Origin of the sequence: Streptomyces sp. NRRL F-5650 (genome assembly GCF_000721365.1) — a bacterium.
Taxonomy (GTDB): Bacteria; Actinomycetota; Actinomycetes; order Streptomycetales; family Streptomycetaceae; genus Streptomyces; species Streptomyces ardesiacus.
Genome location: NZ_JOGV01000062.1, coordinates 1 through 17876, shown reverse-complemented (window position 1 = coordinate 17876; position 17876 = coordinate 1). Strand labels below are relative to the sequence as shown.

10 protein-coding genes are annotated in these 17876 nt (G+C 73.4%); 7 read left to right on the top strand and 3 right to left on the bottom strand.

Annotation, left to right across the window (positions count from 1 at the left end; translation table 11 throughout):
- The first annotated feature begins 250 nt into the window (after positions 1-250).
- From IG88_RS0134820 to moeZ, 4 genes are all read left to right on the top strand, one after another.
- Positions 251-1270 (top strand): hypothetical protein, encoded by a 1020-nt coding sequence (locus IG88_RS0134820; RefSeq protein ID WP_420712113.1) that lies wholly within the window; start codon positions 251-253, stop codon positions 1268-1270.
- Positions 1271-1381: 111 nt separating this feature from the next.
- Positions 1382-2416 carry an NAD-dependent epimerase/dehydratase family protein gene (locus IG88_RS0134815; RefSeq protein WP_031049997.1) on the top strand — a complete coding sequence of 345 codons (1035 nt, stop codon included), beginning with the start codon at positions 1382-1384 and terminating at the stop codon, positions 2414-2416.
- On the top strand, positions 2404-3201 hold the full coding sequence (locus IG88_RS0134810; RefSeq protein WP_078861693.1) for a spherulation-specific family 4 protein: 798 nt from the start codon (positions 2404-2406) through the stop codon (positions 3199-3201). The genes IG88_RS0134815 and IG88_RS0134810 overlap by 13 nt, the downstream gene beginning before the upstream one ends.
- Positions 3202-3264: 63 nt before the next feature.
- Positions 3265-4443: an adenylyltransferase/sulfurtransferase MoeZ gene (gene moeZ, locus IG88_RS0134805; protein ID WP_031049991.1), complete on the top strand. Its 1179-nt coding sequence runs from the start codon at positions 3265-3267 to the stop codon at positions 4441-4443.
- Between the two features lie 71 nt (positions 4444-4514).
- Here moeZ and IG88_RS0134800 read toward each other — a convergent pair whose 3' ends face one another.
- From IG88_RS0134800 to IG88_RS0134790, 3 genes are all read right to left on the bottom strand, one after another.
- Positions 4515-6056, bottom strand: coding sequence for an alpha/beta hydrolase (locus tag IG88_RS0134800; RefSeq protein ID WP_031049987.1), 1542 nt, complete (start codon positions 6054-6056; stop codon positions 4515-4517).
- A gap of 149 nt (positions 6057-6205) precedes the next feature.
- Complete coding sequence (locus tag IG88_RS0134795) at positions 6206-7756, bottom strand: alpha/beta hydrolase (protein ID WP_031049984.1); 1551 nt, start codon at positions 7754-7756, stop codon at positions 6206-6208.
- Between the two features lie 113 nt (positions 7757-7869).
- Complete coding sequence (locus IG88_RS0134790) at positions 7870-10683, bottom strand: lysylphosphatidylglycerol synthase transmembrane domain-containing protein (protein WP_031049981.1); 2814 nt, start codon at positions 10681-10683, stop codon at positions 7870-7872.
- A 186-nt stretch (positions 10684-10869) separates the two neighbouring features.
- Between IG88_RS0134790 and IG88_RS0134785 the strand changes: the two genes are divergently transcribed.
- From IG88_RS0134785 to IG88_RS0134775, 3 genes are all read left to right on the top strand, one after another.
- Entirely contained in the window at positions 10870-11298 is a 429-nt protein-coding gene (locus IG88_RS0134785) for an MGMT family protein (protein WP_037837354.1), read from the top strand.
- Positions 11299-11564: 266 nt separating this feature from the next.
- Entirely contained in the window at positions 11565-15170 is a 3606-nt protein-coding gene (locus IG88_RS0134780; RefSeq protein WP_031049976.1) for an ATP-dependent helicase, read from the top strand.
- Positions 15171-15332: 162 nt separating this feature from the next.
- Positions 15333-17876 (top strand): ATP-dependent helicase (locus IG88_RS0134775; protein ID WP_031049974.1); only part of this gene is annotated, 2544 nt, incomplete at its 3' end.

Genomic DNA, 17876 nt, shown 5'->3' with positions numbered 1-17876 from the left:
TGCCGGTTGTGGGAGCGGGGCCCTGGGGGACGACGTCCGTGGGACCGGTGGTCGTGAAGGTGTCCCGCGCGGGGGTGGCGGCCCTGTTGACGCCGGCCGTGGGGGAGGCGCCGGGGGAGTCGTCGCCGGCGGAGCGGCCCGCGACGGCCGAGGGGCGCGGTCCGGGGCCGCGACGGCCGTACGCCGCTCCGGCGCGGCGGACCCCGTCAAGGGACTGCTGCACCGGCACCGCGACCTGTGCGAACGCGCCGTGGACCCGCTGGAGATCGCGGCGGGCCTGGAGGCGCACGGCGTCACTGACCGGACCGCCGCACGCTTCCGCCATCGGGACGTCTTCTCCCTGGCCGAGGAGATGTACGCCCGTGTCCCGCGCGAGGGCGACGGCCCGGCACGCCCCGTGGAAGGGCCGGTGTCCCGGCCACGCGGGCCACGCGCCGCCGGAGTCGTCCTCGCCCTGCTGCCCGGCGCGTTGTGCGGCGTCGCCGTGGCCTGCCTGCGGCTCACCGAGGGCCGGCCGCGCCTGATCGCCGCCGCCGTCGGTGTCCTCGCCGTGACCCTGGCCCTGGGTGCGGCACTGCGTCGGGGGCCGCTGAGCGCCGCGACGCGCAGCACGAGCACCTGGACCTGCTGGCTGGTCGGTTACGCCCTCCTCGGCGACGGACTCCTCGACAACGCCCTCACCGGCGGGCCCGACGCCCTTCCGCACGGCACCGCCGACGACCCGTGGCCCGTCACCGCCGGCCCCGTCCTGGCGCTGGCGCTGTCCTACGCGCCCGCCGCCGGGTGCGCTCACCTCTTCACCGCCGGAGCCCGCCGCAGGCTCTCGTCCAGCCGAGGCCTGGCCGACTTCTCCGCCTCCGTACGGCCCCTGCTGCTCGGCACGGTCGCCGCGTACGTTGGCGCTCTCGCGGCCCTGCTCGCGCTCACCGGCGCGGTGCTCGGCGAGCCGGCCGCCCATCCGCAGGGCCTCACCCTGGGTGCCCTGCTGCTGCTCGCCCGGCTGCTCACCGTGCACGGTCACGCCCACGCCTCCAGGCTGGTCCTCACCGCGACGGCCACCGCCGAGGCAGTCGCCGTGGCCCTGCCCTTCGCCGGCCGCCTGCCCGGCTGCGGCTTCCTGAGCGTCCCCGTGGAGATCCTGGTCGCCGCCTGCGGCCCGGCCGGTGTTCCGACGGCCGCCTGCGGGATCGGCGCCCTGACCCTCCTGGTCCACGCGGCCCGTCGGCTGACCAGAGCCTCGGCCCACGCGCCGACGGAGCGGACGCGTTGAGCGTGCGCACCGACAGCCGTTCACCCGACCTCGAAACCCTCGCATCACCCCTTGAAGGAGCCCCCAGATGACCACCTCCCGACCCGACGCCTCGGCACCGGGAGCCGCCCGATGAGAGTTCTGCTGATCGGAGCCAACGGCTACATCGGCCGCTTCGTCGCCGACCGTCTGCTCGCCGACCCCGCCGTCCAGCTCACCGCGCTCGGCCGCGGTGACGACGCCGACGTCCGCTTCGACCTCGCCACCGGCAGCCCCGGCGCCCTCACCCGTTTCCTCGACGCGGTCCATCCCGGAGTGGTCGTCAACTGCGCGGGCGCCACCCGGGGCGGAGCCCGCGAACTCACCCGGCACAACACCGTCGCCGTCGCCACCGTCTGCGAGGCCCTCCGCCGCAGCGGCTGCGGCGCCCGCCTGGTGCAGGTCGGCTGCAGCGCGGAGTACGGCCCCAGCCAGCCCGGCTCCTCCACGGCGGAGGACGCCGTGCCCCGCCCCGGCGGTCCGTACGGCGTCAGCAAGCTCGCCGCCACCGAACTCGTCCTCGGCTCCGGCCTGGACGCCGTCGTCCTGCGTGTCTTCTCACCCGCGGGGCCCGGCACGCCCGCCGGCTCCCCGCTCGGCCGCCTCGCCGAAGCCATGCGGCGGGCGATGCAGTCCGGCGACGGCGAGCTGCGCCTCGGCGGACTCGGTGCCCAGCGCGACTTCATCGACGTCCGGGACGTCGCCCGCGCGGTGCACGCCGCATCGCTCTCCGCCGCGCAGGGCGTCATCAACATCGGCTCGGGCCGGGCCGTCCGCCTGCGTGACGCCGCCGCCACCCTCGCCCGGGTCGCCGGCTACGGCGGTGCCCTGCACGAACTCGACGTTCCCCCCGGTGCCCTGCGGCCCACCATCGGCCACCCCCGCGCCGAGTCCGTCGGCCACCGCCTCGACGCGCTCGGCCACCACCGCCCGGACCCCCTCGCAGGCCGCGGCGAGCGCAGCGACCCGGAGCACCAGGCACCCGCCCCCCACCCGTACCCCGACGGCTGCGGAAGCTGGCAGCAGGCCGACGTGCGCACCGCCCGCGACCGGCTCGGCTGGCGTCCCCGGATCGCCCTCGAGGAGTCCCTCGCCGACATCTGGATGGAGGCGGCATGTCGTATCTGATCGGTGCCGGTGCCGGTGCCGGTGCCGGTGCCGGTGCCCGTGCCCGTGCCGGGGCCGGCTTCGGCACCGCGAGTACTGGCGTCCGTAGCGGGTTCGGTGTTCCGGGTTTGGCCCATCCTCTCCTCGCCCCCGACGAGTGGGCGGCCCTCACCTGTCCGGGCACTCCGCTGCACTGGGTCGTCCTCAACGTCGCCAACGGCCCCGGCGCCCACCCCGATCCGCGCTGCCTGGAGGCCGCCGGCCGACTGCGCAACGCGGGCGTCCGCGTCCTCGGGCATCTCGACGCCGCGTACGGAGCCCGCAGCCTCGGCGAGCAGATCGCCGACGCCCACCGGTACCTCGACTGGTACCGGGCCGACGGCTTCCTCCTCGACCGCTGCCCGTCGGAACGGGCCGCACTTCCCGAGGTCCGCCGCACGGTCACCGCCCTGCGGGCGATACGTGACGATGCCCACATCGTCCTCGGCCACGGCACCCACCCCAGCCCCGGCTACGCCGAGAACGCCGACCAGCTCGTCACCTTCTCCGGCTCCTGGGCCGACTACCGCTGGTCCCAGGCGGCCGAGTGGAGTGCCGACTATCCGCCCGACCGCTTCTGCCACTTCGTCCACGGCGTGCCCCTGGGGCACCTGGAGGAAGCGCTGCGCATAGCCCGCTGGCAGGGCGCCGCGACGATCTACTTCACCGACCGCACGGACCGTGGCGGTCTCGCCGACCCCTGGGAGACGATGCCCGGCTACTGGGACGAAATCGTCTCGCGGGTCGGGACGGGTGTCTCGGAATGAAAAAGGCCGTGGCAGTGTTACTGGGAGAACAACCGTAATTACTGACCGACCAACGGAGTCCCCGTGTCGCTGCCACCCCTGGTCGAGCCGGCCGCCGAGCTCACCGTAGACGAGGTCCGCAGGTACTCCCGCCACCTGATCATCCCCGATGTGGGGATGGACGGGCAGAAGCGGCTGAAGAACGCCAAGGTGCTCGCCGTCGGCGCGGGCGGCCTCGGTTCGCCGACCCTGATGTACCTGGCGGCAGCCGGTGTCGGCACCCTCGGCATCATCGAGTTCGACGAGGTCGACGAGTCGAACCTGCAGCGTCAGGTCATCCACAGCCAGGCCGACATCGGCCGGCCCAAGGCGGAGTCCGCCCGCGACACGATCAAGGGCATCAACCCGCTGGTGGACGTGGTCCTTCACCAGGAGCGGCTCGAGGCCGACAACGTGATGGACATCTTCAGCCAGTACGACCTGATCGTCGACGGTACGGACAACTTCGCGACCCGCTACCTGGTCAACGACGCCTGCGTGCTGCTGAACAAGCCCTATGTCTGGGGTTCGATCTACCGCTTCGACGGCCAGGCCTCCGTCTTCTGGTCCGAGCACGGGCCCTGCTACCGCTGCCTCTACCCGGAGCCCCCGCCCCCCGGCATGGTTCCCTCCTGCGCCGAGGGCGGCGTGCTGGGCGTGCTCTGCGCCTCCATCGGCTCCATCCAGACCAACGAGGCCATCAAGCTCCTCGCGGGCATCGGCGAGCCCCTGGTCGGACGCCTGATGATCTACGACGCCCTGGAGATGACCTACCGCCAGGTCAAGGTCCGCAAGGACCCCGACTGCGCGGTCTGCGGCGAGAACCCGACCGTCACCGAACTCATCGACTACGAGGCCTTCTGCGGCGTCGTGTCCGAGGAGGCCCAGGCGGCGGCCGCCGACTCCACGATCACTCCCAAGCAGCTCAAGGAGTGGATCGACGACGGCGAGAACATCGAACTCATCGACGTGCGCGAGCCGAACGAGTTCGAGATCGTCTCCATCCCGGGCGCCCGGCTGATCCCGAAGAACGAGTTCCTCATGGGCTCCGCCCTCGAGAGCCTGCCGCAGGACAAGAAGATCGTCTTGAACTGCAAGACGGGTGTCCGCAGTGCGGAAGTCCTCGCGGTACTCAAGTCCGCCGGCTTCTCGGACGCCGTCCACGTCGGCGGCGGCGTGATCGGCTGGGTCAACCAGATCGAACCGGAGAAGCCCGTCTACTGACCGGCTTCCGGACCGGCCCACCGGACGGCGGGGGTTTCGCGCACCGCGGGTGCACGAACCCCCCGCCGCCGTCATGAGCAGACCTTGCCGTCCTGCGGCACCGTCCCCTTGAGCAGGTAGGCGTCCACCGCGGAGTCGACACAGTCGCTCCCGCTCCCGTACGCGCCGTGGCCCTCGCCCTTCCAGGTCAGCACCACTCCGACGTCCTCGCCCAGCTCGTCGGCCATCCTGCGGGCGCCCTCGTAGGGGGTGGCCGGGTCGCCCGTGTTGCCGACCACCAGGATCGGGGCCGCGCCGGGCGCGCTCACCTCCGGAGTCTCGTGCTGACCGGCCACCGGCCAGTCGTGGCACCACCCGGCCGTGTCCCAGCCGAGGAAGGCGCCGAAGACCGGCGAGATCTTCTCCAGCCTCGGCAGCAGCTTCTTCGTCTCCTGCACGGTCGGCCGCTGCTTGTCGTCCAGGCACGATATGACCCGCTGCGAGTGGGTCGTCGTGCCGTAGCGTCCCGAGGGGTCGCGCTCGTTGTAGCCGTCGGCGAGCGCGAGCAGTTCGGAGCCGTCGCCCTTCTCGGCCGACGCCAGTGCACTGGTCAGGGCCGGCCAGCCGCTCTCGCTGTACAGCGGCAGCACGATCCCGGTCAACGCGAGCGTCTGCGTCAGCTCGCGCCCTGGTGAGGACGTGGGCAGCGGCTCGGCGTCCAGCCGCTTCAGCAGGCCGGCGATCTTCCGGGAGCCCTGCTCGGGGTCCTGACCGGTCGACTTCAGGTAGCCGTCCAGCGCGCGCTGGAAGCCTCGGGTCTGGTTCTCGGCGTGGGCCATCGTGTCGGCGCCCGGGTCCACCACGGCGTCGAGGATCACGCGTCCGACGCGCTGGGGGAAGAGGTGGGCGTAGACGCCGCCGAGTTCGGTGCCGTAGGAGATGCCGAAGTAGTGCATCTTCTCGTCGCCCAGGACGTGGCGCATCAGGTCCATGTCGCGGGCGGTGTCCGTCGTCGAGACGTGCTCCATGAGCTTGCCGGCGGCCTTCTGGCAGCCCTTGCCGAAGTCGGCGGCGTCCTTCAGGTACGCCTGTTCCTCGGCCGGGGTGTCCGGCGTGGCGTCCACCGACTCGGCGGCCTCGATCGCCTCGTCGGAGCGGCAGCGGACGCCCTCGCTGGCCGCCACGCCGCGCGGGTCCCAGCTCACCAGGTCGTACCGCTTGTGCAGGGAGGAGACGGTGTCGGCGTAGGACGGCATCGTGGAGACGCCGGAGCTCCCGGGGCCGCCGAAGTTGAACAGCAGGGAGCCGATGCGGTCGTCCCCGCTCGCCCTGGAACGGATCAGTGCGAGATCGATCGTCTCGCCGTCCGGACGGGACCAGTCCAGCGGCGCCTTGAGCGTGGCGCATCGCCAGTCGCCGTCCGGCGCCGGGGCGTCGTCCGTGGCCTTGCAGCGGGTCCAGTCGAGCGACTGGGACGCCAGTGCCTTCGGCACTCCGGACGGGGCCGCCGCCGTGGGCGCTGCGCTGCTCCTGCCCCCGTCGTCCCCGTCCCCGTCGGACGAACCGCCGCCGCAGCCCGCGGCCAGCAGTGCGGCGGCGGCCGTCAGAGCCGTCCACCTCGCGAGACGCGCCATGTCCTCTCCCCCCTGGCAAGCCGTCCGCGCCGTGCGGCGGATGGCGTCGTTGCCATGGTAGGTGGAGGGCGCAGCGTTCGCCGAAGCCTGTGGATAACGTTCTGACCTGCGACTTCAGCGGCACGCTGGTGGGTTGGCGGTTTCTGCGGTCAGGAACACACCGTTCCCGCAGCCGGCACCTTGCCGTCGAGCAGGTAGCCGTTCACGGCGTTCTGCACGCACCGGTTCTTGCTGTCGTAGGCTCCGTGTCCCTGGCCCTTGTAGGTCAGCTCCACACCGACGCCCTTGCCCAGGGCGTTCACCATCCTGCCGGCGCCTTCGTAGGGTGTCGCCGGATCGCCGGTGTTGCCGATCACGAGGATCGGCGGGGCACCGGGGGCGCTGACGTCCGGGTGGTCGGCGGCTCCCGCGACCGGCCAGTCGGTGCAACTGAGCATGGACCAGGCGAGGTAGTCGCCGAACACCGGGGACGCCTTGCGGAACTCGGACAGCTTGCCCTCCACGTAGGCGGTGTCGTACCGGGGCTTGTCGTCGGCGCAGTTGATGGCGACGTTGGCAGCGGTGATGTTGCTGTACTTCCCGTCCTCGTTGCGGCCGTTCAGCGCGTCCGACAGCACCATGAGCACCCGCCCGTCGCCGTCGTACGCCTGCTCCAGGCCCTCGGTGAGGTACTCCCAGAAGTCCTTCGAGTACAGCGCCTGCGCGATGCCGCCGGTGGCGGCGGTCTCGGTGAGTTCGCGCGGGAGGACGCCGGGGATCGGTTTGCGGTCGAGGTCCTTCAACAGCCGGGCGATGCGTGCCTTGACGTCCTCAGCGGTGTCCCCGATGGGACACCCCTCGGCCTTCGACACGCAGTCCGCGGCGAAGTTGTCGAGCGCCAACTGGAACCCCTTCGCCTGGCCCAGCGAGCTCTGCTCCGCCGTCTGCGTCGGGTCGACCACCGCGTCGAAGACGGCACGGCCCACGTGACTGGGGAAGAGATGGGCGTAGACGCCGCCGAGTTCGGTGCCGTAGGAGATGCCGAAGTAGTGCAGCTTCTCGTCGCCGAGCACCTGGCGCATCAGGTCCATGTCGCGGGCGGCGTCGGTCGTGCGCACGTGCGGAAGGATCTTCTTGGAGTGCTGCTCGCAGGCCGCGTTGAACTTCTCGGTGCTGTCCACGAACCCGGTGCGCTCGGCCGGGTCGTCGGGGGTGGCGTCCTGCTGGAAGTATTGGTCGAGCTGTTTGTCGTCCAGGCACTCCACGGGGTCGCTGCGGCCGACGCCGCGTGGGTCGAAACTGACCAGGTCGTAGCGGGTGCGCAGTTTCGCGTAGTCCTGGCCGAACGCGGGCAGCGTGGTGACGCCCGACCCGCCCGGCCCGCCGAAGTTGAAGACCAGGGAGCCGATCCGCCGGTCCGCCGCGCCACTGGCCCCGGCCCGGATCAGCGCCAGGCCGATGGTGTCCCCCTTGGGGTGGCTCCAGTCGAGCGGCACCTTCAGGGTGGCGCACTGCCAGGCGCCGCCGTCCGGCAACGGGGAGGGAGCGGCGCCGCCGCCCTCGGCCTCGGACGGCGCCGGACAGCTCTTCCAGCTCAGCTTCTGCTTCGTCAGGTCCCCGTCGCGCTCCTGGGTGCCGCCGCCGCAGCCCGCCAGCAGGACGGACAGGGTGACGGCGGTGGCGGTCAGGGTGGCGGCGCGCAGCCGGACGGGATTCGGCATGCGTCCATCGTGCGGTCGCGCGGGAGCACCCGCTCGGGGCCAGGGCCGTACGAGGGACAGGTATGAGGAGCGAGGGCGAGGGACCGCGGGCGGGCCCCGTCCCCGTCTCCGTTCTACAGCGCCTCTTTGCGCGTGAGGTGGTTGAAGAACAGCCAGCCCGGCAGTACCGGCAGCCACAGGGTGAGCAGCCGGTAGAGCAGCACCGCGGGGGCGGCGACCTCCTTGGGGAGGCCGACGGCGATCAGACCGACCGTCAGCGTCGCCTCCACCGCGCCCACACCGCCCGGCGTCGGTGCGGCGGACCCCAGGGCGTTGCCGGCGAGGAAGACGACCGCGACGCTCGCCAGGGAGATCGACGACGACTCGTCGCCGAAGGCGCGGATCGATGCGTCCAGGCACATCACGAAGCAGGCGGTGAGCAGCAGCATGCCGCCGATGCCGGTGACCAGCTTCTGCGGCCGCTGCAGCACGTCCAGCATGCGTGGCACGACCCCGGCGAAGAGCGACCGCACGCGCGTGACGACGAACTTGCGCAGGAACGGCACGGACGTCACCACGAGCACCAGCACCGCCACGGTCAACAGGCCCGCGATGACCGTCCGGGACGGCGACAGCGACGGCGTCTTCTCGGTACCGGTCAGATAGCCGAAGGACAGCAGCATCAGGATGTGACAGCCGAGCCCGAACAACTGCGACGCGCCGACACTCGCCACCGCGAGCCCGGGGCGTACGCCCGCGCGTTGCAGGAAACGTGTGTTCAGGGCCACGCCACCGACCGCCGCGGGGGCGACGATCTTCACGAACGACCCGGCGACCTGCGCGGCGACGGTGCGCGGGAAGGGCACTCGTTCGGGTACGAAGCCCAGCAGCGCCATCGCCGCGGCGACGTAGCTCGCCGCCGAGAAGAGCACGGCCGCCGCCACCCAGCCCCACTGGGCGTTCGAGATCAGGGGGCCGAACTCGATGTGCGTGAGCTGCGTCAGCAGGAAGTAGGCGCCGATCGCGCCGGCGATGAAGCTGATCAGCGTGCGGGGCCGTACCCGTTCCAGACGGGCCGGTTCGACGGGGGCCTGCGGCCTGATGCGGAGCACCGCGTGGCGGATCAGGGTGAGCAGGTCCTCCTCGCGCGCCTCCTCGATCGCCTCGTCCACGGCCCGTTTCTCGGCGCGCTGCTCGGCGCGTACGGCCTTCTTGTCCGGCTTTTCCGCCTTGCCCTGCCGGTCCGGTCCGTTCGGCCGGTCGGGCTGGGCCGACTTGCCGGCCTTCCCGGGCGCGGCGCCCGTGGTGTCGCCGCCGGCCGCCTCCGCGCGGGCGAGCTTCGCCTGGCGGGAGGACTCCAGGACCGCCTCGCGCTCACGCTGGGCCCGTTCCCGCGCCAGCCTGCGCAGGGTCGCGCGCGTGGAGCGGCTGAGCGCGATGGGCTGGAGCATGGGCAGGCAGTCCGCCACCGCGTCGGGACCGAGCACGCCCACCGCCGACCCGACCGCGCGCTCGGCGCCGACTCGCAGGCCGAGCGTCACCAGGAGCTGGGAGATGTCCATGCGCAGCAGCAGGTCGCCGGCGGCGATCTCGCCGATGCGCAGGTCGGTGAGGATCACCGTGCCGGAACGATCCACCAGGATCGCGTCGCCCACCAGCCTGCGGTGCGCGATGCGCCGGGACTGCAGGGCGCGCACCTGCTCCCAGGTGTCGCGCAGCAGGTCGTCGGTGATCTCCTCGTCCGCCAGCGAGTCCAGGGACCGTCCGCCGGTGTGCTCGTAGACCAGCATCACGGCGTCGGGGCCCAGCTCCGAGGTGGCGATCAGCTTGGGGGCGTTGGCACCGGCCGCGATGGCCGCGTAGGCGAGCAGCGCCTCCTGCTCCAGGGCCTGCCGCAGCGACGGGAGGCTGCTGCGGGTGGCGAAACCGCGCAGGGTCAGATTGCGCCACGCCCGGTAGAAGAACCCCTGCGCCTGCTGCTCCCGGTCCACCACCGTCACGTCGAGAGGGCGGCCGTCCTCCAGGGTGACGAAGTAGCGGCGCCCACGGTCACCGGTCTCGACGCTGTCCGACGGCGCCTCCTGCCGCGCGGCGGTCACCGGCCGGAAACCGACGTGCCGCAGGCCCGCCATCAGCGTCCGGCCGGTGGGGCGGACGTTGGGGGAGCCGACGGCGTACAGCGTCCCGTACGCGACGGTCCAGCCGATGAGGACGGTCAGGATGATCGAGAACGGTGTGGTGTAACCGGTGACGAGCATCGAGAAGGCGTCCAGGAGCAGGACGATCCACAACACCGCGCGCCAGCGGGGTCTGCGCGACATGCCGACGGCCGTCATGTACGCGATGACCGGGGCGAGGTAGCCGTGCACGGGGTCGGTCAGCGCGTGGATGTCGCCCGGGGACGGCTGGGTGAGCGCCTCCTGGATCGACCCGGGGGCGGCCTTGGCGACCCACAGGTCGGTGGCGAGGGTCACCCCGTGCGCCAGGACCGCCGCCAGCACGCCGTCGGCGATCCGCAACCCGTCCCGCTTGATCAGCCGCTCGATCGCGAACGCGACCGGCACGAGGAGGATCGCGATGCTGGACGCCAGCCCCGCGATCTTGATGAGCAGGTCGGGAGCCTGTCCCGTGCCCTTGTTGATGTCCTGTTCGAGGCCCGAGGTGGTGCCGTGGGCGAAGGCTGCGATGGCGAGGAGTACGGCCACGGCCAGCACGCCCACCAGGAGGCGTACCAGGTCGGAAGGGCGGTGCACGCGCGCGGGGAGCAGCGGTTCGTCGCCCTCCACCTCGTCGATGTGCGCCACGTCCTCGGGGTCCGCCGCCGTCGCCGACGGGCCCTCGGGCACCCGCTCGCCGGTCTTCCCGCCGCCCGCCTCCGCGGTGCCGGGGCGCGAGGAAGAGTCAGAGGTGCCCTCGGCGTCCTCGGGGTGCACACCCTGCTGCTTCATCGCCTCTTCTTGCTCTCGTATCACTGGTCACCGCCCGCACGATGGTGGCATGCCGTGTCGGTCTCGGCAGGCATCAGGGTGCCCGTGCGGGCCGCACAGTCTGCCCGAAGCGCCGCCTCCGGGCGAGGGAAACGGGGCTCCCGGGAGGGCGTCGCGTTGTCGGCGGGGTGCGGCACCATGGGGTGGATGAGCGAGCAGAGCCTTCCGGACGGCGCCGGTCCGCAGAACGCGGACGCGCTGCCCGAGTACGCCGAGCGGGTCCTCGACGTGACCGAACTGATCCCGCCGGGCCGTGTCATGACCTACGGGGACGTGGCCGAGTACCTGGAGGAGGGGGGACCCCGGCAGGTCGGCCGGGTGATGTCCCTCTACGGGGGAGGGGTCCCCTGGTGGCGCGTCGTCCGCGCGGACGGCGTTCTGCTCGCCGGGCACGAGCTGGAGGCCCTCGACCGCTACCGGGACGAGGGCACGCCCCTGAAGGAGGCGGGCAGAGCCGCCGGGGGACACCTGCCGCGCCTCGATCTGAAGCGGGCGCGGTGGGACGGCGGCACGAGCGTCCGGGGTAACGGCGGACGTGCCCGGGAGAACGGCGGACGCGCGCAGGGTCACACCTGACAGCTTCCGCCACGCGACCGGCCTGTGTGTGACCTGTGATCCGTACGAGGTAAACCGGGCACTTCGGGCATGTCCGTGGCATGACGTACGTTCGTGGGGCAGGGGGCGTCCGTGCCGCGAGTGACGTGAGGGAAGAAGGGGAAGCGCTGCCTCCGCCTCTTCCCCCGGCGTAGCGTCGGCCGCACGCGTCCCCCTCATCCCGTGACCACCGCCCCGCCCGTGGCGCGGACGGCCCACCAGCACACCCACCAGGACCGGCGAACCACGTGAGCTCCTTTTCCTCCAGCGGACACCCGGCGCACCCCCAGGTGCGCCGGGGGAGCCGTGGCGCCTACCGGCTGGTGCGCACCCCGCCGGCCCGCACGGACCCCCCTCGTCTGGACGCCGCACAGCGCGCCGTGGTTGACCACCGGTCGGGGCCGCTGCTCGTCCTGGCCGGGCCGGGCACCGGCAAGACCACCACCCTGGTCGAGTCGGTGGCGGACCGGATCGCCCACGGCGGCGACCCCGAGCGGATCCTGGTGCTCACCTTCAGCCGCAAGGCGGCCGTCGAACTGCGCGACCGGATGGCACGGCGGATCGGCGCCGCGCGTGCGCCCCGCGCGACGACCTTTCACTCCTTCGGCTACGCCCTGGTCCGCGCCCACCAGGACAGCGACCTGTTCGTGGAGCCCCTGCGGCTGCTGTCCGGCCCGGAGCAGGACGTGACGGTGCGCGAACTGCTCGCCGGACAGGTGGACCTGGAGCGGCTCGGGCTCGCCCACGTCCGCTGGCCCGACGAACTGCGCGCCTGCCTGACCACCCGCGGCTTCGCCGACGAGGTCCGCGCGGTGCTCGCCCGCAGCCGCGAACTGGGGCTGGGCCCCGACGCGCTCGGGGCCTTCGCCCGGCGCATCGGGCGCCCAGACTGGCGTGCCGCCGCCGTCTTCCTCGCCGAGTACCTCGACGTGCTCGACCTCCAGGGCGTGCTCGACTACGCCGAACTGGTCCACCGCGCGGTGCTCCTGGCCCGCCGCCCCGAGGTCGCCGCGCACCTGAGTGCCCGGTACGACGCGGTGTACGTCGACGAGTACCAGGACACCGACCCGGCCCAGGTACGGCTCCTGCACGCCCTGGCGGGCGGCGGGCGCACCCTCGTCGCCTTCGGCGACCCCGACCAGTCGATCTACGCCTTCCGGGGCGCCGACGTCAACGGCATCCTGAACTTCCCGACCGCGTTCCCGCGCGCGGACGGGCGTCCGGCGCCGGTGGCGGTGCTGCGGACCTCACGCCGGTCCGGGGCCGGCCTCCTGGCCGCCACCCGGCTGCTCACCCGGCGCATGCCGCTCACCCGACTTCCCGCCGACAAGGTCCGCGCCCACCGGGAGCTGATCCCCGAGCGGGACGGCGGGCGCGTCGAGGCGTACACGTACCCGACCTCCGGCACCGAACTGGACAACATCGCCGACATCCTGCGCCGCGCGCACCTGGAGGACGGGGTGCCCTGGGGAGACATGGCCGTCCTGGTGCGCGCCGGCTCGCGCACCATCCCCACGCTCCGCCGCGCCCTCACCGCGGCCGGCGTCCCCCTGGACATCGACGGCGACGACCTCCCGCTGCGCCACGAACCCGCGGTGGCCCCCCTGCTGACGGCACTGCGAGCCGTGGCGGAGGCGGAGGCGGGCGCGGGCGACCAGTTCGGAACGGGCACGGGGAGCGGACCCGGGACCGACGCGGGCCCGGCGGGGCACGCGCCGTCCGACGGGGCCGTCCGCACGCGTGGTGCCGACGGGGCCGCGCGCCCGGAGCACGGCGACGACGCGCGTACGACGGACACCGACACCGACAACGCCAACGGCGCCGACAACGCCAACGGCGCCGATGCTGATGCCGAGGCCGCCTCCGGCCCGGCTGCGCAGACCGAGTCCGCGTCGGACGCCGATGCCGCCACCGCCGACACGAAGGCGCACCCCCCGCGCGGTGGACGCACCCCCCGCGCGGACGATTCCTGCTGGCTCCCCACCGAGACCGCCCTCACCCTCCTCACCTCGCCCCTCGCCGCCATGGACGCCGCAGACCTGCGCCGCCTCGGCCGCGCCCTGCGCGAGGAGCAGCGTGCCGCCGGCAACCCGCTGCCGCCGCCCTCGGAGGAACTGCTCGCCCGCGCACTGGCCGAGCCCGAGCGGCTTGCCGTGCACGACCCCGCCTACGCGCGCGGTGCCCAGCGGCTGGGCGCCCTGCTCCGCCGGGCACGCCGACGTCTCGCAGAGGGCGGCAGCGCGGAGGAGGCGCTGTGGGACCTGTGGGACGGCACACCCTGGCCCGCCCGCCTCGAGCGCTCCGCGCGGCGCGGCGGCGCGGCCGGACGCAACGCCGACCGTGACCTGGACGCCGTATGCGCGCTGTTCGCGACGGCCGCGCGCGCGGAGGAGCGCACCGGCGGCCGGGGCGCCCTGAACTTCCTGGAACAGATCGACGCCGAGGACATCGCGGCCGACACCCTCACCCGGCGCGCCGTGCGCCCCGACGCCGTCCGCCTGATGACCGCGCACCGTGCCAAGGGGCTGGAGTGGCGGCTGGTCGTCGTGGCGGGCGTCCAGGAGGGGCTGTGGCCGGACCTGCGCCGCCGCGGCTCCCTCCTGGAGGCCGACCGGATCGGACGCGACGGACTCGCCGAACCCCTCACCCCCGGCGCCCTGCTCGCCGAGGAGCGCCGCCTGTTCTACGTGGCCGCCACCCGCGCGCGCGAGCGGCTCGTCGTCACCGCGGTGAAGGCGCCGGCCGACGACGGGGACCAGCCCTCCCGGTTCCTGGCCGAACTCGGCGTCGAACCCGTCGACGTCAGCGGCCGTCCGCGCCGCCCCCTCGCCGTCGCGGCACTGGTCGCCGAACTGCGCGCCACCACCGTGGACCCCCGCGTCTCCGCACCCCTCAGGGAGGCCGCCGCGCACCGCCTGGCCCGCCTCGCCGCCCTGACCGACGAGGACGGCCGGCCCCTGGTGCCCTCCGCCCACCCCTACCGCTGGTGGGGCATGTGGGAGCCGACCGAGAGCAAGGTTCCGCTGCGCGACCGCGACCAGCCCGTCACGCTCTCCGGCAGCGCTCTGGACCAACTGGCCAACACCTGCGCCCTGCAGTGGTTCCTGGGGCGTGAGGTGAAGGCCGACGCGCCCGCGACCACCGCCCAGGGCTTCGGCAACGTGGTGCACGTGCTCGCCGACGAGGTGGCCTCCGGCCACACCCCGGCCGACCTCGCCGTCCTCATGGAACGACTGGACTCCGTCTGGAACGCGCTCGCCTTCGACGCACCGTGGAAGTCCGCCCAGGAGAAGGCCAACGCGCGCGTGGCGCTCGAACGCTTCCTGAAATGGCACGTCATGGACCGTGCCGGACGCACGCCGGTGGCGAGCGAGCACGACTTCGACGTGACCCTCCAGGCGGGCGACTACGAGGTCCGCATCCGCGGCCAGATGGACCGCGTGGAGGCCGACGGCGACGGACGTGCCTATGTCGTCGACTTCAAGACCGGCAAGCAGGCGCCCACCTCCGCGGAGGTGGCCCGCCACCCCCAGCTCGCCGTGTACCAGCTCGCCGTCCGCGAGGGCGCCGTCGACGACGCCTTCGACGGCGTACGCCCCTTGCCGGGCGGCGCCGAACTCGTCCACCTGCGCCAGGGCGCGCCCAAGCGGGACGGCGGCGAGACCCTGCCCAAGGTCCAGGCACAGGAGTCGCAGGAGGGCCCGGAGGGGGAGTGGGTCGGCGACCTGCTCGCCACGGCCGCCGGCAAGGTCCTCGACGAGCGGTTCACCCCGACCACGGGCCAGCACTGCACCCACTGCGCCTTCCGCGCGTCCTGCAGTGCGCGGCCCGAGGGGCGGCACGTGGTGGAGTGAGCCACGACGGCATCCCGGTGCGCGGTGCCGGTTGCCCGGGCCGGGCACCGGCGCCGAGTGGCTGGTGTGACACGGGGCACCACCCCGGCTGACCTCCGCATCTCTCGCCCCGATGGGGCTGATCGGCACCCGCTGTCAGTGGTCGCGGCTAGCCTCTGTGACGTGCCCGCCCATCTCACCGATCCCGAGCAGCTCAAGGAGCTCCTCGGCATCCCCTTCACCCCGGAGCAGACGGCCTGCATCGTCGCGCCGCCCGCCCCGCAGGTGATCGTGGCCGGAGCCGGGTCGGGCAAGACGACGGTGATGGCCGCCCGCGTGGTGTGGCTGGTCGGCACCGGCCAGGTCGCTCCGGAACAGGTCCTCGGCCTCACCTTCACCAACAAGGCGGCCGGCGAACTCGCCGAACGCGTCCGCAAGGCCCTGATCAGGGCGGGCGTGACCGATCCGGACGCCATCGACCCCGATCACCCGCCGGGCGAACCGGCGATCTCGACCTACCACGCCTTCGCGGGCCGCCTCCTGACCGACCACGGCCTGCGCCTCGGCCTCGAGCCGACCTCCCGCCTGCTCGCCGACGCCACCCGCTACCAGCTCGCCGCGCGGGTCCTGCGCGAGGCCCCCGGCCCCTACCCGGCGCTCACCCGGTCCTTCGCCGACCTGGTCAGCGACCTCCTCGCCCTGGACGCGGAACTCGCCGAGCACCTCGTGCGCCCCGAGGACCTGCTCGCCCGGGACACCGAGCTCCTGGACGCGCTGGCGGACGTCCGGCTCAGCAACGCCGATCTGCGCAAGGTCCCCGAGGCCGCCGCCGCCCGACGCGAGCTGACCGACCTGGTGATCCGCTACCGGGCCGCCAAACGCCGCCAGGACCTGCTCGACTTCGGCGACCAGATCGCCCTGTCCGCGCGGCTCGCCGGGCTCCCGGAGGTGGGCCGCGTCCTGCGCGACGAGTACCGGGTCGTGCTGCTCGACGAGTACCAGGACACCTCCGTGGCCCAGCGCGTCCTGCTGGCCGGGCTGTTCGGCGGCGGCACCGGCCACCCCGTGACCGCCGTGGGCGACCCCTGCCAGGCGATCTACGGCTGGCGCGGCGCCTCCGTCGCCAACCTCGACGACTTCCCGGACCACTTCGCCCACGCGGACGGACGCCCCGCCGTCCGCCAGGCGCTCAGCGAGAACCGCCGCAGCGGCGGCCGCCTCCTGGACCTCGCCAACGGCCTCGCCGAGCCCCTGCGCGCCATGCACGCGGGTGTGCAGGCCCTGCGACCCGCCCCGGGCGCCGAACGCGACGGCACCGTCCGCTGCGCCCTCCTGCGCACCCACGCCGAGGAGATCGACTGGATCGCCGGCTCCGTCGCCCACCTCGTGCGCACCGGCACGGCGCCCGGTGAGATCGCCGTGCTGTGCCGCACCGCGACCGACTTCGCCGAGATCCAGGGCGCACTGGTGGCCCGTGACGTCCCCGTCGAGGTCGTCGGCCTCTCCGGGCTGCTGCACCTGCCCGAGGTGGCCGACCTCGTCGCCGTCTGCGAGGTCCTCCAGGACCCGGGCGCCAACGCCTCCCTGGTCCGGCTGCTCTCCGGCCCGCGCTGGCGCATCGGCCCGCGTGACCTCGCCCTGCTGGGGCGCCGCGCCCGGCTGCTCGTGAGCCACGCGCGCGTGGAGGGCGACGACGACCCCGACCGGAGGCTGGCCGAGGCCGTCGAGGGGGTCGACCCGTCCGAGGTGATATCGCTCGCGGACGCCCTCGACACCTTCCTGGAGACACCGCTGGACGGCTCCGGCGACGACGACGGGCTGCCCTTCTCGCCGGACGCGCGCGTGCGGTTCGCACGGCTGGCCACCGAGCTGCGCGAGCTGCGCCGGGCCCTGTCCGACCCGCTCATGGACGTCCTGCACCGCGTCCTCGCCGTCACCGGTCTGGAGGTCGAGCTGTCGGCGTCCCCGCACGCCCTGGCCGCCCGCCGCCGCGAGACCCTGTCCAACTTCCTCGACGTCGCCGCGTCCTTCGCCGCGAGCGACGGCGAGGCGACCCTGCTCGCCTTCCTCGGCTTCCTGCGCACCGCGGCGCAGTACGAGAAGGGCCTGGACAACGCACTGCCCGGTGGGGAGAACACCGTCAAGGTGCTCACCGCGCACAAGTCCAAGGGCCTCGAATGGGACGTCGTCGCCGTGCCCGGCCTCGTCACCGGCACCTTCCCCAGCGGCCAGGGCCGCGAGAAGTGGACCGCCCAGGGCAGGGTGCTGCCGCACGGTCTGCGCGGCGACGCCGACACCCTGCCCGACGTCGCCTCCTGGGACTCCCGCGGTCTGAAGGACTTCCACGCGGCCATGAAGGAGCACCAGCACACCGAGGAGCTCCGCCTCGGCTACGTCACCTTCACCCGTCCCCGCTCCCTGCTCCTCGGCTCCGGCCACTGGTGGGGGCCCAGCCAGAAGAAGCCCCGCGGCCCGTCCGGCTTCCTCACGGCCCTGTACGAACACTGCGCCGCCGGACACGGCGAGATCGAGGCCTGGGCGGACGAACCAGCCGAGGACGAGGAGAACCCGGCCCTGCACCGGGCGACCGCCGACGAGGTCTGGCCCCTGCCCCTGGACGACGAGGCGCTCGCCCGCCGCCGGGCCGCCGCGGAGACGGTCCTCGCCCACCTGGACGCCCTCGCAACCGGCCAGGACGGCCCTCCCGCCGCCCCCGCCACCTACGAC

What these genes read in the sequence shown, in the direction of transcription:
- IG88_RS0134815 (WP_031049997.1), top strand. Translation starts at nt 1,382, where the DNA reads ATGAGAGTTCTGCTGATCGGAGCCAACGGCTACATCGGCCGCTTCGTC.
- IG88_RS0134810 (WP_078861693.1), top strand. Translation starts at nt 2,404, where the DNA reads ATGTCGTATCTGATCGGTGCCGGTGCCGGTGCCGGTGCCGGTGCCGGT.
- IG88_RS0134800 (WP_031049987.1), bottom strand. Translation starts at nt 6,056, where the DNA reads ATGGCGCGTCTCGCGAGGTGGACGGCTCTGACGGCCGCCGCCGCACTG.
- IG88_RS0134795 (WP_031049984.1), bottom strand. Translation starts at nt 7,756, where the DNA reads ATGCCGAATCCCGTCCGGCTGCGCGCCGCCACCCTGACCGCCACCGCC.
- IG88_RS0134790 (WP_031049981.1), bottom strand. Translation starts at nt 10,683, where the DNA reads ATGAAGCAGCAGGGTGTGCACCCCGAGGACGCCGAGGGCACCTCTGAC.
- IG88_RS0134785 (WP_037837354.1), top strand. Translation starts at nt 10,870, where the DNA reads ATGAGCGAGCAGAGCCTTCCGGACGGCGCCGGTCCGCAGAACGCGGAC.